The following is a 25,688-nucleotide window of genomic DNA, read 5'->3' as shown; positions in this document are numbered from 1 at the left end:
ACTGTTCCCAGGTCAGATTGCTACGGTATGCTTTAGTCATTCGCTCACAGGGTGCTGGTTTCTACAAAATTCAGCATACGCCTTGTGAGCTTTCTTACACTAGCCCCCCACTTTTAAAACATCCTCTAAGTTAATAAAGATTAAATTTGTTTGATTCATACAGCCAACAGGGCTTAATCTGCGTTCTTTGAGATTTTTAGTTTGAAATTTCTTATTTATCCTATAAGTAATACTGATTTCAATAATTAAGCTCCCAAGTTATAACTAACTTTGGGAGCTAAAAATTTTAAGTTCACCGCGACGCCGTTTTACCTAAGTTTATGACCTGGTTTAACCAGGTGGGAACCTAAATTCCTCGTTTAAAGTTTCCGGGTACGTGCCCGGTCTACTGCCACGAGAACTGTTTGACTCCCTTGTCTTTAAAGGCATAGATCAAAAAACTTGATGGCAGTCACCAACGTCGTAGTGCAACTCACCCATTATAGCTTTTCAAAAGATGTTGTGTGTTGAACATCAAAAGTTTATGATCAATTTACCTGGGATACCAGATAGATTCGATGGTATGGGCGATGTTGTTAGCGATCGCTGCGCCGACGCCAAAGGCGATCGCACTTCCCAAATCTCGATTTTCATTATCCAGCAAAACGGTGACGTGTCCTAGTTTTCGCCCAGGACGCGATTCTGTCTTACCATACCAGTGGAGGTGCGCCTGGGGAATCTCTGCTATTTGTTGACGCTGGCTTTGGTAGTCGCTGTGAGAATTTTCATACCCCAGTAGGTTGACCATCACAGCGCCAGCGCACTGCAAAGCTGGGTTTCCCAAAGGTAAACCACAAACAGCTCTCAGGTGTTGCTCAAATTGAGAAGTTTCACACGCATCAAGAGAAAAATGCCCAGAATTGTGAGTACGGGGTGCAATTTCATTTACCAGAATTTTGCCATCAGCACCCAGAAATAGCTCAATTCCAAAAATTCCCACTACTTCTAGGCTATTTAATAGAGTATGTGCGATCGCTTGGATTTCTGCTACTTGATTGGGCGTAATTTGGGCTGGCGCAATTACCCGCCGACATACTTGTTGTTCTTGTTGGGTTTCTACTACTGGGTAAGTGACAATTTCTCCCTCTACAGAACGAGCTGCAACTACTGCTAGTTCTCTTTCAAAAGGGACAAATTCTTCTAACAAGAAAAATGATTGATTTAAAGTTTTTGTTGTGATTTCATAACTTAGCTTTTGCTCGAAAGTAGCAAAATCCGGAATGATGAAAGTACCTTGACCATCATAACCGTGGCGGCGGGATTTGAGGACTGCTGGAAAACCGAGAGATTCTATTTTTGATTTGATATTTTCCACCTCGTCAAGGGCGAAAAATTGTGGAACTGGTAAGCTCAAGTCGCGTAAATAGCAACGTTGGTGATATTTATCTAAGAGAGGAGCTAAAGCTTCTAATCTGGGACGAAAACAAATGCCTTGCTGTGCTAAAACAGATAAAGCTTGCAGGTTAACAAATTCATTTTCAAAGGTGATGACATCGCATTTTTTAGCTAATATTTCCGTAGCTGTTGCATCATCAACTAGGGCGAAAATAGTTTCTTTAGCAATTGATACAGCCGGGTCGTATTCACTAGGAGTTTGTACTACCAATTCTACTCCTAACTTCTCTGCTGCATCCGCCATCATCCAGGCAAGTTGTCCGCCACCAATTACACCAACACGCTTCATTGACATCCTAGAGAATCACGAGTTTGCACGCCTGTTTTGGTATTCACACCACTGGCTTTACTGCACAGTTCTTTGATTTGTGCCCTATCCAAAATTGCATCTGTAAAATCTGCACCGTCTATATTCACATCATTAAAGATCGCACGGAGCAAAAGAGCTTCTTTGAAAACTGCATTACTCAAATCTGCCTTAGTCAAGTTTACCTGATCAACCATTGCATTAGTTAAATCTGCTCCGTGGAGATTTGCTTTTGTCATCACCGAAGCACTCATGACTGCTCCCCGCAAGTCAGCGTTAGAAAAGTTAGCCAGTTCCATATTGGCGTTAGAAAACTCCGCAGCTTGCAAACTTTCACCCGAAAAATCACGTCTTGACAACTCTGCATTGCTAAATGACAGTGGATGAGTCCAGTCTACTGCCAGTGCGGGATCAGCCACGCACCATATAATAATTCCTAGAAGGAACGCCAACCCTTGTCGCCAAAACATATCGAGAGCCAATTTGGTACTTAATCGCTGCATTTAAGCTTACCGCATGGGAGCATCCCAATTTTGCTTAAATCTTTTCCCTCACCCCCAGCCCTTCCCTTGGAGGGAAGGGGGGTAAGATTCAAAGCCTCTCTCCTTTTAGGAGGGAGGTTTGGAGAGAGGTCAAAGTGTATTGCTTCCATTCGAGAAGCGCTATAGTTCCCCGAATCCCATGTTTGGGATTCGGGGTTAGGGCTATCAAGGGAATGGCACATTTGGGATGCTCCCTACCGCATTTGAATATTAGACATCTCCATAAATTAAATATGCTAGGACTTACGCACTATACAAATTAACCAGAATATGTACTACGCAAAATCAAGGTTTCAGGCGCAGAACATAACCCTAATTTGGTCGCATATTGACTGTTTTGGGTGTTAGATTTGGCTCAAAAGCCCAAATTTACTATAGTACGTATGTACGATGCGTAAGTTCTGTATGCTTTACCCAGAACCGTTGTAGAGACGTAGCAGTGCTACGTCAAAACAATTCTTTTTCACCAGATTGTCCTTTGCGTCCTTCTCCCAGGGGGAGACGCGCTCGCGTTTGCGGTTCGTTTTTTCATTATTTTGCGTAAATCCTGTATTAGCAAGACTGGCTGATCATAATTGAGACTCACAGCCTTGCTACTGGATTGGGGGGATGTGTATTTCCCTTGCTTAATATTTTGTAACGCAAAAAGGGCAAATGCGTAACCAGTCGTAGACATCGCTTATCACCTTTAGCTAGAGAGCGGCAATATCGGAGCGTCTTCGTTTTTAGATCTTAATTTTAGGATGGAAAGAGTCTTATTAAGCAGTAATACTCACTGACTTATTTACAATTCTTGACGTTCAATTTTTCAAGTAAAGTTTATTGTCTTTTAAAGTAAACAGATCAGATAAACTGTTAGTCTTTGAATTAACGAGAGCAAGGTTTGAGCGCAGTTTTATGCATCTCAATTGCTTAACAACGTTAATTTTATAGCGATTAATTAGTTGTTCCGGAATCTCCAAGAGTTTACATTCACCAAGTACACAACTTCCACAAACCGAACTCCGAAACTCGATGATGAATCATTACTCACTTCAATGGATTGAGGCATGGTGCCAAGAAAATGGCTGGACAGATTTATTTGTAGAGCGACGTAACAACTTCTGGGCTTTCCCTCCGGGTGGGGTAATGCCGGAACCAATTCCAGTTCACGTTCTTAAAGTGATTAAAGCCGAAAAAGGATTGACTTTTGAAGAACGATTGTGGTCAATGTCAGCAGTAATTGGCACAATCCTAGCTATTATTTTTACCTTTTGGTTTCAATCGCCGATGCCATTAGTTTTAGCTTTCGCTTTGAACGCGGTTACGGTGGCTCAACTTGAACTTGAAGATGCCTAAATTCTTATTTTGGGCTTTGCTATTAAAAACTGCTCTTGTCTACTTTCAGCAAAAGCAGTAGCTCATCAGGCGATCGCAGATTTAGAACGCAATACACTTGGGTTAAGCATTTCTTCCCTCTCTTTCTCTCTTCTCTCTGTGCCCTCTGCGCCTCTGCGGTTCGTTAAAGAAAAAGAGTTTTAGCCATTTTGTGAACCGTATTGATTTAGAACGGACTTAAAACCTTCTTGGATAGCTTGCTCAAGCTGTTAGTCATTGTACCCCACCCCTTAATCCCCTCCCCGCTCTTCGGGAGGGGAGACAAAGCCACGCTTTGGCGGGGTGGGGTTCTTAAGGTTTAATAAATAATCAAGGGGACATGATATGAGGCATACCCTGATTCGCTTTATCCTTGCAACTGACAGAGCAGTAAACCAAACCATTGATTTGGATCTGTCCACAGATTAAGAGGTAATAAACCCCGTGCCGTGAGTTGGTGCTTGATGGTATTGAGGTCAAATTTGCGAGAAATTTCGGTGATAATAGTCTCACCTCGTGCAAAATTAACCTTGAGGTTAAGAGCGCGTAATTCTACAATTTGCGATCGCAGGCTACGTAAATGCATTTCTATTTGATGCTCACTTTCATTGTAGAATGCCCAGTGTTCAAAGTCGGTGGTGTTAAAATTCCCCTCAAATCGGTGATTTAAATGCTCCAGCATATTGAGATTAAATGCTGCTGTGATTCCCTGACTATCGTTATAAGCTGGTTCCAAAATCTCTTTCGGCTTTCGTAAATCTATCCCCAACAATAAATACTCACCTATTTGTAGAGCATTTATAATTTGAGAGAAGAATACATCACACTCATCAAGTGTAAGATTACCTAAAGTGCTACCAATAAAACAAATCAGCCGACTGGGTAATTGCGTCGGTAAGAGTTGTGCAAGGGCTAATTCATAAGTTCCTGCTAGTGGATCAATTTGCAGTAAGGGATAATCTCCTAATAACTGCTTGGCACTACTTTCCAATATACCTGCACACACATCAATTGGTAGGTAGTGCAGGGGATAACCTAGTTGCTGGTAAGCATTTAGTAAAATGCGGGTTTTGCTAGAACTGCCACTGCCAAGTTCTACCAATTCACAAGGGCCAGTTATCTTGGCAATTTCACTAGCAAACTGCTGTAAAATCGTTGTTTCTGTGCGTGTAAGGTAATATTCTGGTAAATCACAGATTTGCTCAAACAGATTAGAACCACGGTCATCATAAAAGTAACAGGGGGGTAGAGATTTAGGTGTTTGAGTTAATCCCTCTATTACATCACTCCCAGCACTAGGTGCAACTATCTGAGTTGCTCCTACCAAACGCTCTATCTGCAATCGTTTTTCAACGCTGTATTTAGAAGTAACATTGCTTTTTACAGCTTTAGATATCGACATTAAACCTCCGTATGTTTGGCGTAAGAAGTTACCTTTAATGGCAGACTTTTACCCCGACCAGTGAAACACATCCTCATAGCCCATAAAATCATGCCTGAGCTATATTTATCAAGCTTTAAAGCTATTTTTAGGCTTTTTGCTATTAACATGATAGCAATTAAGCGCCTACGTGCTATTACTAGCCTGTTAGTTAATCAGCAGCACAACGAAAACCGGCAAAAAGTTGGCGCACGCCAGGATGATACCAATTGCGAAAACTAGAACGCATTACCCAAGGACGAGTTGCCCAACTACCACCTTTTAAAACGCGGTGCTTGTGGTCAAAATAAACTTGCGAGTAGCCGATGTAAGGGTAACTTTGGAAACCTTTATAGCCATCAAACCAAGAAGCCGTCCACTCCCAGACATTGCCGAGAGTATCATACAAACCATAGGCACTTTGCCCAGCAGGGTAGGCATCTACTGCTGTTGTTTTACCAATTAAGCCATGTCTATGACGGGCTACGCCTAGGCAATTACAGTGTTGAGCGGTTGGTTCTTCATCTCCCCAAGGATATGTGCGGTGACTATTAGCTTGTGCATCCCAACTAACTGCTTTTTCCCATTCAGCTTCTGTGGGTAGCCGTTTACCCACAAACCGCGAATATGCCTCAGCCTCATACCAACTTACACCGCAAACCGGGTGATGATCATAACTGCGTAGCTTGCCACCGTAGGCATCGCTGCACCAGTAAAGTGGTTGAAACACTGGCTCTGTTTGTAACCATTGCCACCCAGCTTCTGACCACCAGCGAGAATTTTGGTAGCCTCCCGCCTCCATGAATGCCCCATACTGTCCACAAGTCACCGGGTAGCGGTCAATGAGATACGTATCTAAATACACTGGATGGGCAGGGCGCTCGTTATCTAGTGCATCAATTGAGTCACTCCCCTGCTCAAATTCACCAGATGGGATTGGAATCATTTCTGTGAAAGTGCTGAGTTTTGAGCTTTGAGAAGAAAGTGAAACACAAGAGTAACTAGTTTCCCTCCCCATTCCCCATTGCCCATTCCGTTCGCCTAATTCCAACACGAAGCTAATAATTTCGCAGTGCTGGCTTTCGTGCTGAATCAAAAAGCGCCAGAGACGTTCTTGTTGCTCGATATCAGCTACTTCTAAATATTCGAGAACTTTTTCTCTAACTGTGTCCAGATAATAACGGATTTCCTCTAAACTTGGTAAATGAACGCGTTCTGATTTGGGTAAACTATCAGCCGCAAACAGCTTACGGTATTGCGGGAACAAACAAGAGCTACCTCCACTGCGTTCTAATAGCCATAAAGACTCGATATAGGCAATATGCCCCAAGTGCCAGCCAACAGGGCTAAAGTCAGGATGAAACTGACTAGAGAATGTGGCTTCGTCCATATCCTGGAATAGTGCAAAAGTTATCGACCGACATTCATCGAAGGCTTGAGAAATAGCCTCTTTCACCCTAGATTTGCGCAATTTTGATCTCACAGTCTGCTCTCACACTAATAATGCTATTTTCTGGGCAAGCAATCCAGTTACCTATAAATAAAGGTTCGGACGCAATAATTACAGATTTTGGGAAAGTGGGATCATCTCTTATCCAGTAAAGAGATGGAGCGGGTGAATTGGTAGCAAAACGAGAAGCTATCAGGCGATTTCCGTCACTAAAGATTACATTGGCTGAGGCTTCTATTTCATAGCGCTTTGCCATCTCTAAAAGCGTTAATAATGTGGTACGTAAAGTATACTCTGGAGGTCGGTGTTTGTTAATTTTACTTTCTGAAAGTAACAATGCAAAAATGTGTTCAGAGTCAGTATTGCCATTAATTTTTTCGTAAAAATCTTGGGTTAAAGTGCTGCGGATTTTTCTGTGTAATGTTTTGCGGAAATTCTCGATTCGTCCATTGTGAATAAATAGCTGTTGTTGATGGTTAAAGGGCTGACAATTAGCAAAATCTACGGCTTGGCCTGGTGTAGCACTGCGAACATAAGCAAGTACACATTTTGATTCAACGTAACGGCTGAGACTGGGAAGGTTTATATCATTCCAAATAGGTAGGGTATTTTTGTAGATAAAAGGGTCAGTATCTTTTTGATTATGATACCAACCCACACCAAAGCCATCTGCATTCACCACCCCAGAGAGCATTTCGCGAGGTTGATAACTCTGGACTATCAGTGAGTGTTCTGGTTTATATAGAAGATGTTCTAAAGAAACAGGCGAACCGAGGTAAGCAAGTAAACGGCACATTATGAATATTCCACCTTTTATTAACACAATTAAGTAGGTCGGCGCAATTAAAAATGACTGGTGATGGCTGTCATTTGTCCTTAGTCATTTGTCATTGGTAAGGGCTTTAAGCCTATTTACGTTTTGTCACATAGTTTGATTTATTTTCACTGACTTACTTATTGGGCAACAGCCTTACCCGCTTTTATTCACCAGTAAGGTATTTGAACAGAAATGTTCTCCCGCAGTCCCCACCTAAAAATACTTGGAGATGTTTACATTTTAGGTGGGGTTAGGGAGAACCAAAATAAAAGTGAATCTTCATTGTAGTAGAATAATACTGGTACGGCAAAGCGAAATTTCGTAGAGGCACGACCATTTACAGCAATTATTTATTTAGGAATTGCTAGTTTTTCTGGGGTTTGCGTAGACAAAAGTTTCTACGATGCACTGAGGACGCCAGTATGTCTGGGAACGCTTAGAAGTCTTTTGGCTTCAAAAGCGCAAGAATCCCCAACCATAATCGCAAGATTTGGTTGGCGGTGCGTTCAATCATATAAAATCTGCTGTAAAAAGGAAGGAATTGAGCTTCAAAAAAATGGAGTTAAGATTTAAAAACTCTTAACTCCTAACTTTTTTACAACTTCAAATTCCAAGGGGCAAAAGCTAAAGCAATTGGTCATTGGTCATTGGTCATTGGTCATTGGTTATTGGTTAATAACAAAGGACAAAGGACAAAGGACAAATAACAAAGGACAAAGGACAATTAGACATCAAAATGATATGATACAGCCCCTTCTTCGTTCACCTTAAAGTTTGCATTGAACTCTTGAGCTTTTTCATCTAAATATTGTCTGGCGTGGGCTGCGGGTAGTTGTGACTGCATTGCAAAGCCTAAAACAGTTACGCGCCCCTGATTTTCTTGTAGCATCTGATAAAAAATCGATTGCAGGCGATCGCTAACTTGTTGATTAAGTGCCTTTTTCTCCTGCCGACTTTGACGGTATAATCCTAATGCCAACCATGTGCCCAGTGTTAGGGTAGGAATGCCAAAAATTATACCACCAACGGCAGAATCATTTGTTTCATAAGTAGCATCTGGTGCGTTAAAATCATAGGCATCTTTCACTGGTATGTACACCTTGCGTGTAGCAAATTTTTCCAATGTCGCTGTTGCTGATAGCATTAAAAACATGAACCCGAGTGTCAGTAGCCAGCCCGCAGCTAATTTTTCAGCAGTTTTCATAGTTTCACTTCAGATTTACACTTTGCTAGCGATTTTAACCTGACTTTCGCAAAGGTTCTAGTATATCAATCTAATTGCCGCCACAGTTTTTTAGCTTTTGCACTAGACTTGTTTACCTATATTGCTTGAAGAAGCGAGATTCTTAACCCGGATTTCTCACCAAGATTGAAAAAAGAGGGATCAAAAACTGCCAAAATGTATATTGCAAAACAGTTCCAGCAGCTTTATTGTATGACCCAAAATAAAAATAATTCTATACCGTAAAAGTTTGTATTTGCACAAGTGGAGTCACGTGCAGTAGTGGTTAGTTGCTTTCACTGTTGTCTTGGGAGCAGATGCGATCGCTTCCTTTGTAATAATGTATAACTATGCAAAACAGAACAACAGTTATTTAGAAAAAAAACAAAGCTTGATGCCAATTGCAGTATCTACCATATCTCAGATTTGAGATTGTCAAATCGCAGCAAAAGTATAGATAGACCCCTTGCTGCGATTCTAACCTCACTTACGTGTAGCTTCCAGTAGGCGGGAAAAATAGAAGCGAGTCTTCGTCATCGCCTTTCGTTGCAATGAAAAGCCATTACTTTCTAAAATTTTCACTACATCAGCCTCACGGTGTAAATATGCACGAGTCGCTTTACTTGGCCCAGGAAAGAAACTGCCAATTTTTTTGAGTATACTCAGGGCGCAGGTCTTCGGCGCAAAACTGAGAATTATCCGCGACTGTGCTAAAGAACAGAGGTGAGATATCATCTCATCGGCTTTTTCTTGGGGGTAGTGGATGAGAACATCTAAACAAATGACGGTATGGTAACTACCGCTCAACGATTCCAAATCCTGCACAGCAAAAGTCGGATTTTCACCATTTGGCAAGGTTTGTTTCGCTCTATCCTTACCTTCTTCTACCATTTTTTCAGAAATATCGGTGGCATAGATTTTAGCACCATCTACCGCCAGAGGGATGCTGAGACTACCGACACCACACCCTGCATCACAGATTGATAGCTGTGGTAAATTGTTATCAGCCTTCAGCCAACCGAGTACGGTATCCACGGTTTGCTGGTGTCCATTGCGGATGTCTAGTTGGACTTTGTTAACTTCGCCATCACCGTAAATTCGCTTCCAACGGTCAAACCCTGTGGAATTGAAATACTCGCGAACAATCGTTTTGTCGTCGGCTACGTTCATACACTTTGATTTTGAGGGTTCCCAATGCTTAAAATTATCATTGATAGGAACCCATAAGAGTGGTCTTCCAGATTTTTCTAGATATGACTTGCGATCGCTTTTGGGTCAGTGATGGGAATCGACAAGAGCGATCGCATGGTTTTATCCTATTCTCCAAATTGCTCTTGAGATAATAACGGCTCAAATGATTGGTAAGCCTCATAGTTCTCAAAATGTCGAGCATATAAATCAACAATATCCTCAGATGAATCAAAGTCATCATCCAAAACTGAGTTTACGTCTACTACTTGCTGCAAAGACCAAGTAATAGTTTCTCCATTTTCATTTGTATAGCTGACACTTTCATTTTTACCATGATTCAAAGCCTTTGCTTTTGCTTCCTCTAAAGAAGCGGCTTTAATCAAAACAAAGCTTTCTTGGTACCAGGGTTGATAACTAGGTGCATCTGAAGATGATTTGTAGAGAATTATAGCAATGTAGAAGGATTCAGCTTTATTTGCACTTTCAGTTTTCATCTCATGTTCTCCACGAGTCTTATAAAGGTAAGTATTGAACACGATTTATTAATTCTTCAAGATAGGCGGTTTTAGCAATAATTTCTAAATCACGAACACAATCGCCAACAGTAACTCTGAGTTTATGGGCATAAATAACACCAGCAAAACTTATTTGTTTGTCTTGACGATGGTTGGCTTCAGCTAGAAAATCGTCATCTTGGGAAAACAAAACACGCTCAAGTTCTGTCGCACGGTCAAGTATAAGAGGATCAGGAAAGCTAGTCCGCCCATCTTCTTGTACTGTTAATACATCTACACCCCGAATCCGTAATCCATCTGTAATTCCTCGATGCACATTCTCATCAATATAAAGAGCAACACTCATTTAATTAATCCTTCTGCACGGAGTCTTTTTCCTAATGGAGATTCTCCTGTTTCTAAACGTAATCTTTCCGCATACTCAAAACGTTGCTGCATATCAGCATCAATTTCTTCTTTATGTTCCCAATAATAAGCTAAAGCCGAATAAATCTGGCTCATGCTCAAATGTGGATATTGAAAATGTAATTCTTCTGGACTCCAACCATAAGCATGAATGGAAGTAATTAATTCTACAAGTTTCATAGATGTTCCTTTAATGAAAGGAACATTGTTTTGATCAACTAGAATATGTTTGTATTCAGTAGTTGTTGCTTGAGTCATAATTTTTACGTTCAAGGATTTGGAGTTATTTTAATTTTTTTACAAATCAGAAAGCTCATCTTTATACTAATATCAATGATTATCTTGATTATTTTGTTTTCTGGCATAAATTTGAGAACATTCCTACACCTTATTTTACTGCCGAAACCAACTGCGTACCCAATGCCACAATCGACGCAACCACACCCAAAACCCACGACGGGAGACTACAGCCTTTTTGGTTAAGAAAGACGCTCAATTGCATTGTTGCAATCTTGCACTTTAGTATCGAGTCCCATCGCTTGATATAGTTCACGGGCATTGCGATAAGCACCTAGCGCGTCTGATTCTCGGTTAATGTTTTTTAATAACAAACCTAAATTAAGTAGGTTGGCGCAATTAAAGTTAACTGGCTAAGGCTGTCATTTGTCATTAGTAAAGGTTTTAAGCTTATTTACGTTTCGTAACATACTTGACTTTTTTTGCACCAATGTACTTAAACCAGGCGATCGCTTCAGTATTGCGATCGGCTATTTCCCTAGCGATATCCAAAGACTGCTGGGAGAAATCTATCGCCTGTTGGTACTGCCCCAGAGATAAGTAAGCAAGACCCAAATTACCTAAGGAATTGCCTTCAGAATTGCGATCGCCTATTTCCCTAGCGATATCCAAAGACTGCTGGAAGAACTCAATCGCCTGTTGGTACTGCCCCTGATAATTGTAAGCAAGACCCAAACTCATTAAAGATTTGCCTTCAGTATTGCGATCGCCTATTTCCCTAGCGATATCCAAAGACTGCTGCAAGAAAGCTATCGCCTGTTGGTACTGCCCCTGATATAAGTAAGCAAGACCCAAACTCATTAAAGATTTGTCTTCAGTATTACGATCGCCTATTTCCTTAGCTATCTCCAAAGACTGCTGCAAGAAAGCTATCGCCTGTTGGTACTGCCCCAGAGATAAGTAAGCAAGACCCAAATTCATTAAAGATAAGCCTTCAGAATTGCGATCGCCTATTTCCCTAGCGATATCCAAAGACTGCTGCAAGAAAGCTATCGCCTGTTGGTACTGCCCCTGATATAAGTAAGCAAGACCCAAACTAGCTAAGGATTTGTCTTCAGTATTGCGATCGCCTATTTCCTTAGCTATCTCCAAAGACTGCTGCAAGAAAGCTATCGCCTGTTGGTACTGCCCCAGAGATAAGTAAGCAATCCCCAAATTCATTAAAGATAAGCCTTCAGAATTGCGATCGCCTATTTCCCTAGCGATATCCAAAGACTGCTGCAAGAAATCTATCGCCTGTTGGTACTGCCCCTGATATAAGTAAGCAATACCCAAACTCATTAAAGATGAGCCTTCAGAATTGCGATCGCCTATTTCCCTAGCGATTTCCAAAGACTGCTGGAAGAAATCTATCGCCTGTTGGTACCGCCCCAGAGATAAGTAAGGAAGACCAAAATTACCTAAGGACCTGCCTTCAGAATTGCGATCGCCTATTTCCCTAGCGATATCCAAAGACTGCTGCAAGAAATCTATCGCCTGTTGGTACTGCCCCAAAGATAAGCAAGCAATACCCAAACTCATTAAAGATAACCCTTCAGAATTGCGATCGCCTATTTCCCTAGCGATATCCAAAGACTGCTGGAAGAAATCTATCGCCTGTTGGTACTGCCCCAGAGATAAGCAAGCATTACCCAAATTACCTAAGCACTTGCCTTCAGAATTGCGATCGCCTATTTCCCTAGCAATATCCAAAGACTGCTGGAAGAAATCTATCGCCTGTTGGTACTGCCCCAGAGATAAGTAAGGAAGACCCAAATTACCTAAGGACTTGCCTTCAAAATTGCGATCGCCTATTTCCCTAGCGATATCCAAAGACTGCTGCAAGAAAGCTATCGCCTGTTGGTACTGCCCCAGATATAAGTAAGCAAAACCCAAATTCATTAAAGATAAGCCTTCAGAATTGCGATCGCCTATTTCCCTAGCGATATCCAAAGACTGCTGGGAGAAATCTATCGCCTGTTGGTACTGCCCCAGAGATAAGTAAGGAAGACCCAAATTACCTAAGGACTTGCCTTCAGAATTGCGATCGCCAATTTCCTTAGCTATCTCCAAAGACTGCTGCAAGAAAGCTATATCCATTGGTTTATGATGTCTATCTCAGAAATGTACATACATTTTTACTGAATATATTAACGCTTTTTCCCCTATCACCTTAATTCTTTTACCTTGACGCGAAATTTAGTCCAATAATCGTTGCCAAGTTAGTTCTTTTGTCACTTCATCCCAATGCCAGCGTAATAAATTAGCGGGTTTACTCTTGGCAATTCCAGGTAAAGCGATCGCTTGTCTAGGTGCATCGGTAGCTAATAAAATGGCAGTCTCCACGTCACAAATCCCCCACTTCACCAAATTCTGCACTCCCACTAATAAGGGTAAAGTCGTCCCCGATAAGGTGCCGTCAGCCAGTCGTGCTGTACCGTTTTTAACTTGAATTTGCCGACTGTCCCAAGGATAGACGCCATCAGGTAGCCCCAGAGGTGAAAGGGCATCACTCACAAGAAACAGCCCTTTTTCTTGATAGCTAGCGCGAAGTAATATTTGCAGCATGGTGGGCGAAACGTGTTCACCATCAGCAATAAAACCACACATGACATCAGGATGGGTAATTGCTGCCCCTAATAATCCTGGTTCGCGGTGATGTAATGGTGGCATGGCATTGAAAGCATGAGTTACCATCGTTGCACCGAGTTCAAAAGCAAGTTGGGCTTGGGCTGATGTTGCCTGAGAATGTCCTAAACTAACGGTAATTCCCAAAGAACGCAAATATGGAATTACTTCGCCAGTGGGATCTAACTCCGGTGCTAAGGTGATGACTTTTACGATCGCCCCATAATCTCCCAAAACCCGCTTTACCTCGTCAATTGTTAAGGGTAATAAGTACTCTGCTGGGTGTGCACCCCGCTTTTGGTAATTTAAAAATGGGCCTTCTAAATGTACTCCGAGAATCTTCGCACCTGCTTGTTGACTGGGGATAATATCAGCCATGACTGCTAGCGATCGCTGAATCTTTTCTACTGAAGTTGTCACAAGTGTCGGTAAAAATCCATCTACCCCCACATCCCACAAAAATTTCGTTATTTTCTGGAGTATATGAGCATTTTCAGTCGTCAAATCAGGAAATGCCAATCCCAACGCACCGTTAATTTGCAAATCAACGCCACCCAATGATATCCAGTCGCCTGTTACATCTATTGCAGATGTAAATCTGTGCGCCCCTACTGTACCCATTGGCAAGATTTGCTCAATTATGCCCTCTTGATTCACCAAAATCATCTGCAAATCTTTGTAACCAGGCACTCTAGCATTGATAATATCTACGGCACTTTCTGTTACTTGAGTCATCACATTGGCGAGAAGATAGCTAAATTTGATTTTAGGTGCAATCTATATCAATGAATCAATAGACATCTGGTGAAAAAGAATCAGGACTTACGCAAAATCATGAAAAAACGAACCGCAAACGCGAGTGCGTCTCCCCCTGGGAGAAGGACGCAAAGGACACAAAGGAATAAGAGTTTCAGAGAGTTATTGCGTAAGTCCTAAGAATGTAGAGACGTAGCAGTGCTACGTCTCTACAAAGGTTCTGGGTAACGCATATTTAATTTCACCAGACGTCTAATTAAAGCAACGCCAATAGATGAGATGATGATCGGCATCACCTAGCTTCTATAAGCTAACTCAAACAATTTTGAATACTTCGGCTACGCTCAGTACAAGTTTTGAATTTTCAAATATTATGACTCCCCTAGTTGCTATTATCATGGGCAGCGATTCCGATTTGCCCATCATGAAAGATGCGATCGCAGTTTGTGAAGAATTTGGCGTTGAGAGTGAAGTGGCGATCGTTTCAGCTCACCGTACCCCAGAACGTATGGTGCAATATGCTCAACTCGCACACCAACGCGGTATTAAGGTAATTATTGCTGGTGCCGGTGGTGCTGCCCATTTACCTGGAATGGTAGCATCTTTAACTCCACTTCCTGTGATCGGTGTTCCTGTACCCACTCGTAACTTACAAGGTGTAGATTCCTTGTATTCTATTTTGCAGATGCCTGGTGGTATTCCTGTGGCAACAGTGGCCATCGGCAATGCCAAAAATGCCGGACTTTTAGCAGTACAAATCCTCGCAACTCATCAACCAGAATTGTTAGAAAGAGTACAACAATATCGCCAAACCTTATGTGAATCAGTAATTGCAAAGCAAGGGAAACTAGAACAACTAGGCTATGAGCAATATTTACAGCAAATGTCTTAAGTAGAGCGACGCAAATAAAGCTAGCTAAGGCTGTCATTTGTCATTTGTCCTTCGTCATTTATTTATAAGGGTTTAAGGTGTGTTTACGTTTCGTAATATAGGTTAGTTTATTTTTACCGACTTACTTATACCAATTCTTTGTGAAGTTGCATAGAATTTGACCCCACACGCCAGATGCACAACGAAGGGGAGACCCCTGTCCCCGCACTGGCTCCCCAAAGTCGCCCAACGAAGAGCAAAGAGGGTAAAATCCAGTTCCCTCCCCGATTTCGGGGAGGGTTAGGGTGGGGTTCTTTATGCCCAATGCCCAATGAAATTTTAAGATTGAAGCGATCGCTCCAGAATCATGCAGCATTCTGAAGTATCTTGATCCTGAGGCCTTAGTTAAAAATTGAGAGCTACACATCCATGTGCCAATTGCTCGGAATGAATTGCAATGTTCCAACGGATATTTGCTTTTCTTTTGAAGGGTTTTCTGCACGGGGAGGAAAAACGGATCATCATAGCGATGGTTGGGGCATTGCTTTCTTTGAAGGAAAGGGATGTCGAATGTTTTTAGATGCCCAACCTTCTGTTGCTTCTCCGGTAGCGGAGTTGGTGCGGAGTTATCCCATCCACTCAACCCACGTCATAGCCCATATCCGCAAAGCTACTCAGGGTGAAATTGCCTTACACAACTGCCATCCTTTCCGCAGAGAATTATGGGGTCAATATTGGGTGTTTGCCCACAATGGTAATTTGCCAAATTTTGAACTGGAAAATTTGGGCTTTTATCAAGCCGTAGGTGACACCGATAGTGAAAAAGCATTCTGTATGATCCTAGAAACACTGCGATCGCGCTTTCCTAAAGGTAAGCCTGACATCAAGGAACTATACCCTGTGCTGCAAGAAATTACGGACTTAATTGCAAAACTGGGTATATTTAATTATTTATTGTCAGACGGAGTACACTTTTTTGCTTATTGCTCAACTAAACTCAGCTACATTGTTCGCCAAGCGCCTTTTGCAGCTGCCCATTTAATTGACCAAGATATGACCGTAGATTTTCGAGAGGTGACTACTGAACGCGATCGCGTTGCTGTCATTGCTACCACTCCCCTGACAGATAACGAAGTTTGGACACAAATTCAACCGGGAGAATTACTAGTTTTTCAGGACGGTTTGCCCATGAAATATGCATTCAGTTAGACGGAACGTCGTAACGCACCAAATCCTTATGAAGGGTACGTTACGCTTCGCTAACCGCACCCTACAAAGCCTACAAAAATCTAATAATTACTCGAATTCTTCATCTGCGATCGCTTTTGGTATGTTAGGAACCTGGTTTATTCCCCAATCTTCGGGATAAATTCTTTTTTTGACAAATCGATGAAAACTTGAAAATTTCCAATCTTTGGGAGAAGCACACAAACCATGTTTGACAGGATTGTAGTGAATATAATTACAATGTGCGTAAAAATCTTCTTGATCACGAATTAAATGTTCCCAAAATCTCCTTTGCCATAAATTACTTTCTTGACGCTTTTGCCGTGACTTGCTAATCGGATATTCTAAACTGAGCTTATCCTCACAATGTTTTGTGACAAAAGTTTTAATCAGTCGCCAACGTGTAGAAAAATCGCGATCGCCATCGGGTAAAGTCCAAATACAATGTAAATGTTCGGGTAAAAGAATAAAAGCATCTATTGCAAAAGGGTACTTTTTGCGTACTTTTTCAATTCCTTCTCGAAGAGTGAAACGAGCAATATCATTACACAACCAAGGATAACGCTTGTAGGTAACAAGCGTAAAAAAGTATGTACCACCTGAAACTCTAAATCTTCTATATTCAGGCATATTTGTGAAAAAATCAGATTCTTCTCCATCAAGATAACCCTGTAGGGTGTGTGACGGCTACGATCAATCATGAAGCACAACGAAATAATCAAGTTTGCCGTCACGCACCAAATGCGATTCAATGAAAATGGTATGATAAATATATGGTGCGTTACGCTTCGCTAACCGCACCCTACAAGATTTGAGATTGTACGCTCTCCCTTACCTCTAAACCAAGCTTCCAAATTAGCTATTCCCTAGCAAGTTGCTTGATATACTAAGTAGGCAATCGCGATGCCTAGGTTGGACTGCGCCTACGCAATTTGATAGCTGAAAACGAAAGCATTTGTAATTCCTCACAGAACGGGTATAATCACCATATTCTTGATCAAGAATGTGAGGTTTTCTGGTATTTGCAACTAGATATCTGGAATAATCCAGTATTATAAACAGAATATAACTGTATTCCCATCAATTATTTGTAGATTTAGTGGAGGAAATGAAATGAATTTATGGCAACGCTCACTCAAAAGATTACAAGCGATGCCTCGGGTGGTCACTGAGCTACTTGCCTTGACTTGTACTGAGCGCAGCCGAAGTAGGGAAGTCGAAAGGAGCCGAAGTGGGGGCTACGCCGACGCTGAACATCGAACCTATCGGTTCAGACTAAATTCGCTCAAAAGCTTTGTATCACTCTTTTTAGTAGGTACTGTATTGAGTGTGGCCCTTGCCGCCTGCTCCGGTGGAACTGGGAGTAATTCTACCACAGAACCCCCTAATGCTACTCCTGTGGCTGCAACCAAGGATAATGTTGAATTAACTCTGGTTTCCTTTGCAGTTACCAAAGCGGCTCACGAAGCCATCATTCCCAAGTTTGTGGAACAGTGGAAGAAAGATCATAATCAAACTGTCACCTTCAAGCAAAGCTATGGCGGATCTGGTTCCCAAACTCGCGCCGTTATCGATGGTTTGGAAGCAGATGTTGTCCACTTGGCGCTAGCTGGAGATACCTCAAAGATTGAGAAGGCTGGATTGATTCAATCAGGGTGGGAAAAAAAAGTTCCCAACAATGGTATTGTCTCCAAATCAGTTGCAGCATTAGTCACCCGTCCAGGAAATCCTAAAAACATCAAGACCTGGGAAGATTTATCTAAAGACGGTATAAAACTAATTACTGCTGATCCGAAAACATCAGGAGTTGCTCGCTGGAATTTCTTAGCTCTTTGGAATTCAGTGATTAAAACTGGTGGAGATGATGCTAAAGCCACTGAGTTTGTTACTAAAGTGTACAAAAACGTGCCATTGCTGACCAAAGATGCCCGTGAAGCTACGGATGCTTTTTTCAAGCAGGGTCAAGGTGATGCCCTGATTAACTATGAAAATGAGATTATCTTAGCAGAACAAAAGGGTCAAAAGCTGACTGCGATTATCCCTGATGTGAATATCTCTATCGATAATCCCATCGCAGTGGTAGACAAAAATGTTGATAAGCACGGTACGCGTGAAGTGGCCGAAGGTTTTGTCAAATATCTATATACTCCAGAGGCTCAACAGGAGTTTGCAAAATTAGGATTCCGACCGACGGATGATACTTTGACCTTAAGTAAAGAAATTGCAGACAAATTTCCTAAAGTGAAAACTTTGGGTACAGTCGCAGATTTCGGCGCCTGGGATGGAATCGATAAAAAGTTCTTCGCAGATGGAGCTATTTTTGACCAGATTCAAGCCAAGAAAAAGTAATTTGTAATGGGCTACGCCCCGATGCGCTAATTCGTAATTGAAAGATAGACCAGCTACTCCCTTCCCCCTACAAGATTAGACATAGGAGTGAAAAAAAATGTAGAGACGTAGCACTGCTACGTCTCTACAAGGGTTCTGGGTAACGCATATTTAGGGCGAAAACTAGGGTTCTCAACTTAGATGAGGTTTAATTACGAATTACGAATACGGACAAAAACTTTTGTTAAATTTTTAATTTTTGACTATGACAACTGTATCTCCTTTTGTAGAAGTTGAATGCAAAACGCCATTCTGGAAGAAATTGGGGCGAGTTCCTTGGACTTGGCGAATCACCATTGGATACCTGACAGTAATGTTGTTTATCCCCATAATTGCCATGTTCCTGAAAGCAGGTACAGAACCTCCATCTAAGTTTTGGGCGATCGCAACCAGTGATATCGCATTAGCAACATACAATGTCACGTTTGTTACGGCAATCTTCGCTGCCTTACTCAATGGCGTATTTGGAACTTTGATTGCTTGGGTTCTGGTTCGCTACGACTTTCCCTTCAAATCCTTGATTGATGCCACCGTAGATTTACCCTTTGCCCTACCAACTTCGGTAGCAGGGTTAACTTTGGCAACAGTTTACAGCGATAATGGTTGGATAGGTTCACTACTAACACCACTGGGAATTAAAGTATCTTTTACCCGCACGGGAGTAGCGGTAGCAATGATATTTATCTCACTACCTTTTATTGTCAGAACTGTGCAACCCGTGCTTCAAGAAATGGAACATGAAATTGAAGAAGCCGCCTGGTGTCTGGGTGCTTCTCAATGGCAGACCTTCTGGAAAGTGATTTTGCCGCCTTTATTTCCCACCATTTTGACTGGTGTTGCCTTGGGTTTCTCCCGTGCAGTTGGAGAATATGGTTCAACTGTGATTATCTCTTCCAACACGCCCTACCAAGATTTAATCGCACCTGTACTGATTTTCCAGCGATTAGAGCAATATGATTATTCTGGTGCAACAGTAATTGGCATAGTTTTACTATCAATTTCATTGGTACTGCTATTAGCAATTAATTTCTTACAAGCATGGGCAAGGCGATATGACACTAGATAAGCCAAGTTTTCACTCATCTGCATCTGATACAAATATAGCCAAGACTAAAGAGCAAAAGAGTTGGATGCCAATAGTTTTGATTGGGATAGCGATCGCCTATTTAGCCCTAGTTCAATACATCCCAGCAATTAACGTTTTTGTCCAAGCTTTCAGCAAGGGAGTTGGGCCGTTTCTATCTAACCTGACGCGACCAGATTTTTTCCATGCAGTTTGGCTGACATTTTTGCTGGCTTTGATTTCTCTACCTTTAAATACGGTATTTGGTTTATGTGCAGCTTGGGCGATCGCTCGTCATAAATTTCCTGGACGCACCATAGTTTTGAGCATTATTGACCTACCTTTCTCGATTTCGCCTGTAGTCGCAGGATTGATGCTTGTGCTACTTTACGGACGGCAAGGGTGGTTTGGCCCTTGGCTCCAGGCACATGATATCAAGATTATCTTTGCCTTTCCAGGTATGTTGCTGGCTACAGCCTTCGTGAGTATGCCCTTTGTCGCGCGGGAAGTGATTCCTGTTTTAGAAGAGTTTGGCAAGGATGAAGAAGAAGCTGCTAGAACTCTAGGTGCAAAAGACTGGCAGATATTTTGGCGCGTCACCTTACCTAGTATTCGCTGGGGCTTACTGTACGGTTTAATTTTGACCAATGCCAGAGCAATGGGTGAATTCGGAGCGGTTTCAGTAGTATCTGGGAACATTGCTGACCAAACCCAAAGTCTACCACTGTTTGTAGAAGACGCTTACAAACAATACGAAACCGAAGCTGCTTTCTCTGCGGCTGTACTGTTAGCATTGCTAGCAGTAGTCACCTTGGTGCTGAAGGAGCTTTTAGAACGGAAAACCCGCATTAAAGATGTCCAATAGAAAAATTAAGCGATTATAGTTATCCCAATACGGTTCGGTTAAGATTTTCCCGCCTATGGCGACTCCTTTAAAAAAAAGGGGGGGCAGGGTGGTTTCATACAAGCAGAGAAAAACAACAACTGGGTTTCAAAGCCTCTCCCCGTTTCGGGGAGAGCTTTGGAGAGGAAACGGATTCGACTCAGAATTCCCAAGGATTATCACCAGGAACCTGTCATTTCTCGCCTGGTGTCTGACTATGGGCTGACTGTAAATATCACCGCAGCGATTTTGGGAGCCAATGCTGTCGGTGATGGTTGGTTTGACCTTGAATTACAAGGAACAGATGCACAAATTCAGAGGGGGTTAACCTATCTCCACGATTTAGAGTTGGAAGTTTGGGATGACAGTGACATACTCCTACACTGACTGAGTACAGTACAGTGTAGGCTTCTCACCCAATCCGGCTATTGCTTAGGAGGCGATGAGCTTTATTAGAGAGACGGAATGCCCTGCCGCCCCTATTTGCTAATTTTAACTTAGATTTGTTCGTTTTCTCCATGTTTCCCGACCGCGCTGTCGCATGGGTCGGGAAACTGTCGTCAACTCACTCGCAATTCATCCCACGCTCCTAAAAGTGAGACGTGGGGCTTCTTGCTGTTTCAGCTAAAGTAAGCGATTGGTAAATAAGCCACTCCACCCATTAAATCAGTGAACAGTTAACAGTTATCAGTTATCACAGTAACTCTCTCGGGGATTTGGCTTATCTTCAAAAGGATAGGACTTACGCAAGTGTCACAAAAAATAAAAGCTTTTAGTTTGTAGTAAGGACTACCCTACGGGAACGCTCCGCGAACAGCCCTGATGAAAGAGGACTAAAGTCCTGACTACAAACTCAAAATAATATGCCAGTTGCGTAAGTTTTAAAGGATATACCAAGTACCGTGATTATTTTGACGTAAAATACGATATCTTTGCTGTATAAATTCCAGCATTTTTGGGAAGTTTTTTTTGATAGTAGGCTCCTGAACATAATCAATAAAGATATAAGGAGGCTTTGATGAATCTAACTGCTCTAGAAGTTTGATCCATTGCTCAGGCAGAAAATATTCAAGTGCCCAACCACGTAGTGATGTTGCCTGAGTACGATTAGAGAAGTAATAAATAGACGGATCACCAGCTACATAAATCTCACCAGGAAGACTTCCTGGTTGCGAGATCAACTCAGCCTCTGAACGAAGGGATGGATATTTATCTCTAAAAATACTTTGATATTTCAATCGTGTATCTTCAGCTAAAGCAAAGTTGTGATTAACTAGAGAAACACTCTTTTTTGTAAGATTGTAAGATAAAGGTAAGAAAAATAAAAATATGAGCAGAATTGTAGTCATTGGGGAAGTCAATTGTTTTAAAGGTTGCCATAATACATCTAATCCTTTAGTTGCTAAAATACCCACAGGTACAAACAAGAGTAAATAATGGTACTCCCAAAATGCCCCACGTTGTAGAAAAATAACGGCACAAGCAAAAATACACCAGATAACAAGTAACAAAGTCAATGTATTCTTAGACTTCCGCAATGATATATCTATTGCAACAGTACCCACTAAAAGTAGAGGGTAAAAAGTATTTAAGAACCATTTTATTCCCGAAAAAAACTTACTTGGATCAAATGGAGAATTAGCAATAATCCGAGGTGGATATAAAAAGAATGTCTCATATAAAATTGATAAACTATTAAACCAAGCAAAATAGCTAAGAACTAATAGAAGAGGAAATATAATTCCTATGAAAGTTGGAAGACATATTCCTATAAAAACTTTTTGAAGTCTCTGTCGTTTAATTACAGAATATATTAATAGAGTTAGCCAAAGCGAAAGCAATATTAGTAATAATATAAATTTAAAAATGAGGACAATTCCACCAATCAAGCCTGACATTAAAAGTAGAAAAAATCTTTGCTTCCCTTCAACTTTAAAAGATTGATAAGTCAGCCAAAGACAAATGAATAAAGGAAAACCAACCAGTGCTTCCACTTGAGTGAGATGCCAAGCCCCTGAAACAGTATAGTAAACGCCAACCGTTAACAAAGGTACTAGACTTGCGATTATCTGATGCTGAAAATAGCTTTTGAGACTCAGCAACAATACTATAGAAAAAAACACCATGTAAATAAGTTCAAAGATATGAATGCCAATTTCATTAAAACCAAATAAAGTTCCCGCCAGAAAATAAAAGCAAAAAATCCCCGGTTGCTTTACATCCCAAAAATCACGATAGAGTACCTTTCCTTGTTGCATCTCCAAAGCGCCTAGCCTAAAAAATGCTTGATCTCCGTCAAATGGAAAAGGTAAATGTATAAGACCAATTAGGACAATCACAATCAAAACTATAAAGTCACTTCTATTGAATTTAGTAATACTAATCATGAAATTGTATAATTCAAGCTTAAGAGGTTGTTTGAAAAGTTTTTCACTGTGACTTTAGGCACTTTTGGATCCCCCCTAGCCCCCCTTAAAAAGGGGGAAGAATCAAAGCTGACAATTCAGGTTATGTGGAAAAGTCCACCAAAAACCTAACCCCCTAACCCCCTTCCCGATGCTCTAAGTGGGAAATTCAAAGTCTCTCTCCTTAAAGGAAGAGAGAAATAGAAGTGAGGTTTTCCAGATTGACCTGAATTGTCAGGAATCAAAGTCCCCCTTTTTTAAGGGGAGCCACTGCGGTCTTCTCCCTTGGCGCTAGCCTCTCCCCTTGGGAGAAGGGGAGACGCCAAGGGCGATAGCGCAGCGTTAGCGAGTCTGCGTTCGCTTTTAGCGTCTCGTAGAGAGCGTCTGGGGTCTCCCCAAGTGAAGCAAGTGGCGTGGATTTAGGGGGATCTAAAACGTTTTGTTACCGACAAGAGGACTTTTAAAACTTAGGAGAGATTTAGAAAGAGGTTTTCTAGATACCGTAAAAAGTGAGACTTGATATATGCAGTATGCCCACTATCATCTAAAATCTAACAAGATTATTACAACACCACTTAACCTGACTTCAGAAACCCTTTAATTAAGTACGTTGGTGCAGAAAAAAGTTAAGTATGTTACGAAACGTAAATAAGCTTAAAACCTTTACTAATGACCAATGACAAAGGACAAATGACAGCCTTAGCCAGTTAACTTTAATTGCGCCAACCTACTTACTTGATAATTGACCAATTGTTTAGCATTTTTTGGATCGGAGAAAAAATATGTCTAATGTGAGCATTGCAAAAGGTAGCTGCCTGTGTGGAGTAGTAAACCTGTCCACAACCCCTATGAATAATCAGGTGGGAGCGTGTCATTGTAGTATGTGTCGCACTTGGGGTGGAGGCCCTTTGTTAGTAGTTGAGTGTGAAAGTGATGTTAGCTTCTCTGGTGAAGAAAATATCGGAGTTTATCAATCTTCAGAATGGGCAGAGCGTGGATTCTGTAACAAGTGCGGTAGCCATCTATTTTACAAATTGAAACAAAGTAACCAGTATTTCATACCTGCTGGACTTTTTGATAACTGTGAAGATTTTGTTTTCGATCATCAGATATTCATTGATGAAAAGCCGAAATATTACTGTTTTGCCAATGAAACTAAGAATCTGACAGGAGCAGAGGTATTTGCACAGTTTGCACCTCTATCAGAACCGTAAAGATTGATCTTTCTAACTGAAGTTGACAGCAATGCGCAAGGTCTTGCGCCCCTACCGTGTGGTCTATTTACCTGAAAATTGCTGTAAGTTGACACCAATGATAAGTAAGTCGGTGAAAAAAAACAGAGCTATGTTACGAAAAGTAAATACACCTGAAACCTTTACCAATGACAAAGGACAAATGACAAATGACAGCTTTCACCAGTTAGCTTTATTTACGCCGACTTACTTAGATGTGCGCCCCAATTGCGTGTTCCATTGATGCCTGAAGGAATAAAAATGGTACAGGATAAAATCTTACTTCAGCCTGGTACTTTATGGACAAGTGTCAAACAACGGACTGAACATGGTTTAAAATGTGGGGCGTTGCTGTCGATCGCGACGGAATTTGAATTTGTCGAACAGGATAACGTGCGCTTTTTAGTACGGATTTTGTCTAACTTGAATCGCAAAAAAGCAGCCAAGGAGAAACAGGAAAAACAATCTGCTACATCTGGTCAAAAATTTAATCCTTTCTTACCCTACGAAGAGGATTTATTTGTGGCAAATATTTCCGATACTCATGTATGTATTTTAAATAAATTTAATGTTGTCGATGATCACCTGTTAATCATCACCCGTGCTTTCGAGGAACAGGAAAGCTTACTCACTCTGGAAGATTTTACGGCTATGTGGGCGTGTTTGGCTGATTTTGATGGTTTAGCATTTTATAACAGTGGTAAAATCGCAGGTGCTAGTCAGGGACACAAGCACTTACAATTAGTGCCACTACCACTTGCACCTTCAGGGCCGCAGATACCTATTGAACCTCTGCTAACATCAGCCCAATTTCATGAATCTAACCTAACTTTACCAAGACTTCCTTTCATACACGCTTTCGCACCACTAAATCCCCATTGGGTACAATCGCCATTTACAGGGGCACAAACAACATTGGAAGTTTATCGCACCTTGCTAGATGCAGTGGGTTTAGATGCAATGCAATTGGGTGCTTACAATCTGCTGATGACACGAGAATGGATGTTGATTGTACCGCGATCGCAGGAGCATTTTCAATCTATCTCTGTAAATTCATTAGGATTTGCTGGTGCTTTGCTTGTGCGAAACGCAGCAGAAATGGAGATTCTTAAAGCCCAAGGGCCGATGACCATTCTCAAAAATGTTGCTGTATCCTAAGAACCCCACCTCGCCAAAGCTACGCTTTGTCTCCCCTAAGAGGTTGAATGAACAAGTCTAATTTACTACTCACCGGGCGACTAGAAGTCGCGGCTATACAAACAAAACCCACCTCCGTGGGTTAAAAATAAGCTTTACCATT

24 protein-coding genes and 1 other RNA gene are annotated in these 25,688 nt (G+C 41.5%); 10 read left to right on the top strand and 15 right to left on the bottom strand.

What is annotated here, in order from left to right; genetic code table 11:
* Window positions 1–288 precede the first annotated feature (288 nt).
* The 3 genes from ssrS to LC605_RS09440 form a co-directional block, all read right to left on the bottom strand.
* Window positions 289–472, bottom strand: a non-coding RNA gene (ssrS, locus tag LC605_RS09450) — 6S RNA.
* Window positions 473–532: 60 nt separating this feature from the next.
* Window positions 533–1,723, bottom strand: a complete 1,191-nt coding sequence (locus LC605_RS09445; protein WP_229547305.1) for a 5-(carboxyamino)imidazole ribonucleotide synthase — start codon at window positions 1,721–1,723, stop codon at window positions 533–535.
* Window positions 1,720–2,211, bottom strand: a complete 492-nt coding sequence (locus LC605_RS09440; RefSeq protein WP_229547304.1) for a pentapeptide repeat-containing protein — start codon at window positions 2,209–2,211, stop codon at window positions 1,720–1,722. Before LC605_RS09440 ends, LC605_RS09445 begins: the two co-directional genes overlap by 4 nt.
* A gap of 1,086 nt (window positions 2,212–3,297) precedes the next feature.
* On the opposite strand from LC605_RS09440, the gene LC605_RS09435 reads away from it, so the two are divergent.
* Window positions 3,298–3,621 (top strand): hypothetical protein, encoded by a 324-nt coding sequence (locus LC605_RS09435; RefSeq protein WP_229547303.1) that lies wholly within the window; start codon window positions 3,298–3,300, stop codon window positions 3,619–3,621.
* A 385-nt stretch (window positions 3,622–4,006) separates the two neighbouring features.
* Here LC605_RS09435 and egtD read toward each other — a convergent pair whose 3' ends face one another.
* The 10 genes from egtD to nagA form a co-directional block, all read right to left on the bottom strand.
* Window positions 4,007–5,041: an L-histidine N(alpha)-methyltransferase gene (egtD, locus tag LC605_RS09430; protein ID WP_229547302.1), complete on the bottom strand. Its 1,035-nt coding sequence runs from the start codon at window positions 5,039–5,041 to the stop codon at window positions 4,007–4,009.
* 190 nt (window positions 5,042–5,231) lie between these two features.
* On the bottom strand, window positions 5,232–6,542 hold the full coding sequence (egtB, locus tag LC605_RS09425) for an ergothioneine biosynthesis protein EgtB (protein ID WP_229547301.1): 1,311 nt from the start codon (window positions 6,540–6,542) through the stop codon (window positions 5,232–5,234).
* A complete protein-coding gene (egtC, locus tag LC605_RS09420) occupies window positions 6,517–7,305 on the bottom strand; it encodes an ergothioneine biosynthesis protein EgtC (protein ID WP_229547300.1) in 789 nt (262 codons plus the stop codon). Before egtC ends, egtB begins: the two co-directional genes overlap by 26 nt.
* A gap of 745 nt (window positions 7,306–8,050) precedes the next feature.
* Window positions 8,051–8,530 carry a hypothetical protein gene (locus tag LC605_RS09415; RefSeq protein WP_229547299.1) on the bottom strand — a complete coding sequence of 160 codons (480 nt, stop codon included), beginning with the start codon at window positions 8,528–8,530 and terminating at the stop codon, window positions 8,051–8,053.
* 501 nt (window positions 8,531–9,031) lie between these two features.
* The gene (gene bchM / locus LC605_RS09410; protein ID WP_229547298.1) at window positions 9,032–9,718 is read right to left on the bottom strand and encodes a magnesium protoporphyrin IX methyltransferase; all 687 of its coding nucleotides are present in this window, start codon (window positions 9,716–9,718) and stop codon (window positions 9,032–9,034) included.
* A gap of 146 nt (window positions 9,719–9,864) precedes the next feature.
* Entirely contained in the window at window positions 9,865–10,233 is a 369-nt protein-coding gene (locus LC605_RS09405; protein WP_229547297.1) for a DUF4288 domain-containing protein, read from the bottom strand.
* Window positions 10,234–10,252: 19 nt separating this feature from the next.
* Window positions 10,253–10,600, bottom strand: a complete 348-nt coding sequence (locus LC605_RS09400; RefSeq protein ID WP_229547296.1) for a DUF5615 family PIN-like protein — start codon at window positions 10,598–10,600, stop codon at window positions 10,253–10,255.
* A complete protein-coding gene (locus LC605_RS09395) occupies window positions 10,597–10,917 on the bottom strand; it encodes a DUF433 domain-containing protein (RefSeq protein WP_229547295.1) in 321 nt (106 codons plus the stop codon). The genes LC605_RS09400 and LC605_RS09395 overlap by 4 nt, the downstream gene beginning before the upstream one ends.
* Window positions 10,918–11,346: 429 nt before the next feature.
* On the bottom strand, window positions 11,347–13,035 hold the full coding sequence (locus LC605_RS09390) for a tetratricopeptide repeat protein (RefSeq protein ID WP_229547294.1): 1,689 nt from the start codon (window positions 13,033–13,035) through the stop codon (window positions 11,347–11,349).
* A 99-nt stretch (window positions 13,036–13,134) separates the two neighbouring features.
* Entirely contained in the window at window positions 13,135–14,298 is a 1,164-nt protein-coding gene (gene nagA, locus LC605_RS09385) for an N-acetylglucosamine-6-phosphate deacetylase (protein WP_229547293.1), read from the bottom strand.
* Between the two features lie 394 nt (window positions 14,299–14,692).
* On the opposite strand from nagA, the gene purE reads away from it, so the two are divergent.
* Together purE and LC605_RS09375 are read left to right on the top strand one after the other, a co-directional pair.
* Window positions 14,693–15,211, top strand: coding sequence for a 5-(carboxyamino)imidazole ribonucleotide mutase (purE, locus tag LC605_RS09380; protein ID WP_229547292.1), 519 nt, complete (start codon window positions 14,693–14,695; stop codon window positions 15,209–15,211).
* A gap of 408 nt (window positions 15,212–15,619) precedes the next feature.
* Window positions 15,620–16,399, top strand: coding sequence for a class II glutamine amidotransferase (locus LC605_RS09375; protein ID WP_229547291.1), 780 nt, complete (start codon window positions 15,620–15,622; stop codon window positions 16,397–16,399).
* 87 nt (window positions 16,400–16,486) lie between these two features.
* Here the strand turns inward: LC605_RS09375 and LC605_RS09370 are convergent, their stop codons facing one another.
* The gene (locus LC605_RS09370) at window positions 16,487–17,047 is read right to left on the bottom strand and encodes a transposase (RefSeq protein WP_229547290.1); all 561 of its coding nucleotides are present in this window, start codon (window positions 17,045–17,047) and stop codon (window positions 16,487–16,489) included.
* A 483-nt stretch (window positions 17,048–17,530) separates the two neighbouring features.
* Between LC605_RS09370 and LC605_RS09365 the strand changes: the two genes are divergently transcribed.
* The 4 genes from LC605_RS09365 to LC605_RS09350 all read left to right on the top strand — a co-directional run bounded on the left by LC605_RS09365 (window position 17,531) and on the right by LC605_RS09350 (window position 21,138).
* Entirely contained in the window at window positions 17,531–18,766 is a 1,236-nt protein-coding gene (locus LC605_RS09365; RefSeq protein WP_229547289.1) for a sulfate ABC transporter substrate-binding protein, read from the top strand.
* A 244-nt stretch (window positions 18,767–19,010) separates the two neighbouring features.
* The gene (cysT, locus tag LC605_RS09360) at window positions 19,011–19,871 is read left to right on the top strand and encodes a sulfate ABC transporter permease subunit CysT (RefSeq protein WP_229547288.1); all 861 of its coding nucleotides are present in this window, start codon (window positions 19,011–19,013) and stop codon (window positions 19,869–19,871) included.
* On the top strand, window positions 19,858–20,733 hold the full coding sequence (gene cysW, locus LC605_RS09355; protein WP_229547287.1) for a sulfate ABC transporter permease subunit CysW: 876 nt from the start codon (window positions 19,858–19,860) through the stop codon (window positions 20,731–20,733). Before cysT ends, cysW begins: the two co-directional genes overlap by 14 nt.
* A gap of 156 nt (window positions 20,734–20,889) precedes the next feature.
* Window positions 20,890–21,138, top strand: a complete 249-nt coding sequence (locus LC605_RS09350) for an NIL domain-containing protein (protein WP_229547286.1) — start codon at window positions 20,890–20,892, stop codon at window positions 21,136–21,138.
* Between the two features lie 494 nt (window positions 21,139–21,632).
* Here LC605_RS09350 and LC605_RS09345 read toward each other — a convergent pair whose 3' ends face one another.
* A complete protein-coding gene (locus LC605_RS09345) occupies window positions 21,633–23,138 on the bottom strand; it encodes a hypothetical protein (protein ID WP_229547285.1) in 1,506 nt (501 codons plus the stop codon).
* A gap of 800 nt (window positions 23,139–23,938) precedes the next feature.
* Between LC605_RS09345 and LC605_RS09340 the strand changes: the two genes are divergently transcribed.
* The 3 genes from LC605_RS09340 to LC605_RS09335 all read left to right on the top strand — a co-directional run bounded on the left by LC605_RS09340 (window position 23,939) and on the right by LC605_RS09335 (window position 25,546).
* Window positions 23,939–24,370, top strand: a complete 432-nt coding sequence (locus LC605_RS09340; protein WP_229547284.1) for a GFA family protein — start codon at window positions 23,939–23,941, stop codon at window positions 24,368–24,370.
* Window positions 24,371–24,500: 130 nt separating this feature from the next.
* The gene (locus LC605_RS32875) at window positions 24,501–24,632 is read left to right on the top strand and encodes a hypothetical protein (RefSeq protein ID WP_267868480.1); all 132 of its coding nucleotides are present in this window, start codon (window positions 24,501–24,503) and stop codon (window positions 24,630–24,632) included.
* 17 nt (window positions 24,633–24,649) lie between these two features.
* On the top strand, window positions 24,650–25,546 hold the full coding sequence (locus LC605_RS09335; protein ID WP_229547283.1) for a phosphorylase: 897 nt from the start codon (window positions 24,650–24,652) through the stop codon (window positions 25,544–25,546).
* Window positions 25,547–25,688 lie beyond the last annotated feature (142 nt).

Source organism: Nostoc sp. CHAB 5836 (genome assembly GCF_020829445.1).
In the GTDB taxonomy this organism is placed as follows: domain Bacteria; phylum Cyanobacteriota; class Cyanobacteriia; order Cyanobacteriales; family Nostocaceae; genus Nostoc.
This window is presented reverse-complemented; position numbering and strand designations above follow the sequence as displayed.

Excerpts from the sequence above, each read along its gene's own strand:
- LC605_RS09445 (WP_229547305.1), bottom strand. The coding sequence starts at position 1,723 with ATGAAGCGTGTTGGTGTAATTGGTGGCGGACAACTTGCCTGGATGATG.
- LC605_RS09440 (WP_229547304.1), bottom strand. The coding sequence starts at position 2,211 with ATGTTTTGGCGACAAGGGTTGGCGTTCCTTCTAGGAATTATTATATGG.
- LC605_RS09435 (WP_229547303.1), top strand. The coding sequence starts at position 3,298 with ATGATGAATCATTACTCACTTCAATGGATTGAGGCATGGTGCCAAGAA.
- egtD (WP_229547302.1), bottom strand. The coding sequence starts at position 5,041 with ATGTCGATATCTAAAGCTGTAAAAAGCAATGTTACTTCTAAATACAGC.
- egtC (WP_229547300.1), bottom strand. The coding sequence starts at position 7,305 with ATGTGCCGTTTACTTGCTTACCTCGGTTCGCCTGTTTCTTTAGAACAT.
- LC605_RS09415 (WP_229547299.1), bottom strand. The coding sequence starts at position 8,530 with ATGAAAACTGCTGAAAAATTAGCTGCGGGCTGGCTACTGACACTCGGG.
- bchM (WP_229547298.1), bottom strand. The coding sequence starts at position 9,718 with ATGAACGTAGCCGACGACAAAACGATTGTTCGCGAGTATTTCAATTCC.
- LC605_RS09405 (WP_229547297.1), bottom strand. The coding sequence starts at position 10,233 with ATGAAAACTGAAAGTGCAAATAAAGCTGAATCCTTCTACATTGCTATA.
- LC605_RS09400 (WP_229547296.1), bottom strand. The coding sequence starts at position 10,600 with ATGAGTGTTGCTCTTTATATTGATGAGAATGTGCATCGAGGAATTACA.
- LC605_RS09395 (WP_229547295.1), bottom strand. The coding sequence starts at position 10,917 with ATGACTCAAGCAACAACTACTGAATACAAACATATTCTAGTTGATCAA.
- LC605_RS09390 (WP_229547294.1), bottom strand. The coding sequence starts at position 13,035 with ATGGATATAGCTTTCTTGCAGCAGTCTTTGGAGATAGCTAAGGAAATT.
- nagA (WP_229547293.1), bottom strand. The coding sequence starts at position 14,298 with ATGACTCAAGTAACAGAAAGTGCCGTAGATATTATCAATGCTAGAGTG.
- purE (WP_229547292.1), top strand. The coding sequence starts at position 14,693 with ATGACTCCCCTAGTTGCTATTATCATGGGCAGCGATTCCGATTTGCCC.
- LC605_RS09375 (WP_229547291.1), top strand. The coding sequence starts at position 15,620 with ATGTGCCAATTGCTCGGAATGAATTGCAATGTTCCAACGGATATTTGC.
- LC605_RS09370 (WP_229547290.1), bottom strand. The coding sequence starts at position 17,047 with ATGCCTGAATATAGAAGATTTAGAGTTTCAGGTGGTACATACTTTTTT.
- LC605_RS09365 (WP_229547289.1), top strand. The coding sequence starts at position 17,531 with ATGAATTTATGGCAACGCTCACTCAAAAGATTACAAGCGATGCCTCGG.
- cysT (WP_229547288.1), top strand. The coding sequence starts at position 19,011 with ATGACAACTGTATCTCCTTTTGTAGAAGTTGAATGCAAAACGCCATTC.
- cysW (WP_229547287.1), top strand. The coding sequence starts at position 19,858 with ATGACACTAGATAAGCCAAGTTTTCACTCATCTGCATCTGATACAAAT.
- LC605_RS09345 (WP_229547285.1), bottom strand. The coding sequence starts at position 23,138 with ATGATTAGTATTACTAAATTCAATAGAAGTGACTTTATAGTTTTGATT.
- LC605_RS09340 (WP_229547284.1), top strand. The coding sequence starts at position 23,939 with ATGTCTAATGTGAGCATTGCAAAAGGTAGCTGCCTGTGTGGAGTAGTA.
- LC605_RS32875 (WP_267868480.1), top strand. The coding sequence starts at position 24,501 with ATGTTACGAAAAGTAAATACACCTGAAACCTTTACCAATGACAAAGGA.
- LC605_RS09335 (WP_229547283.1), top strand. The coding sequence starts at position 24,650 with ATGGTACAGGATAAAATCTTACTTCAGCCTGGTACTTTATGGACAAGT.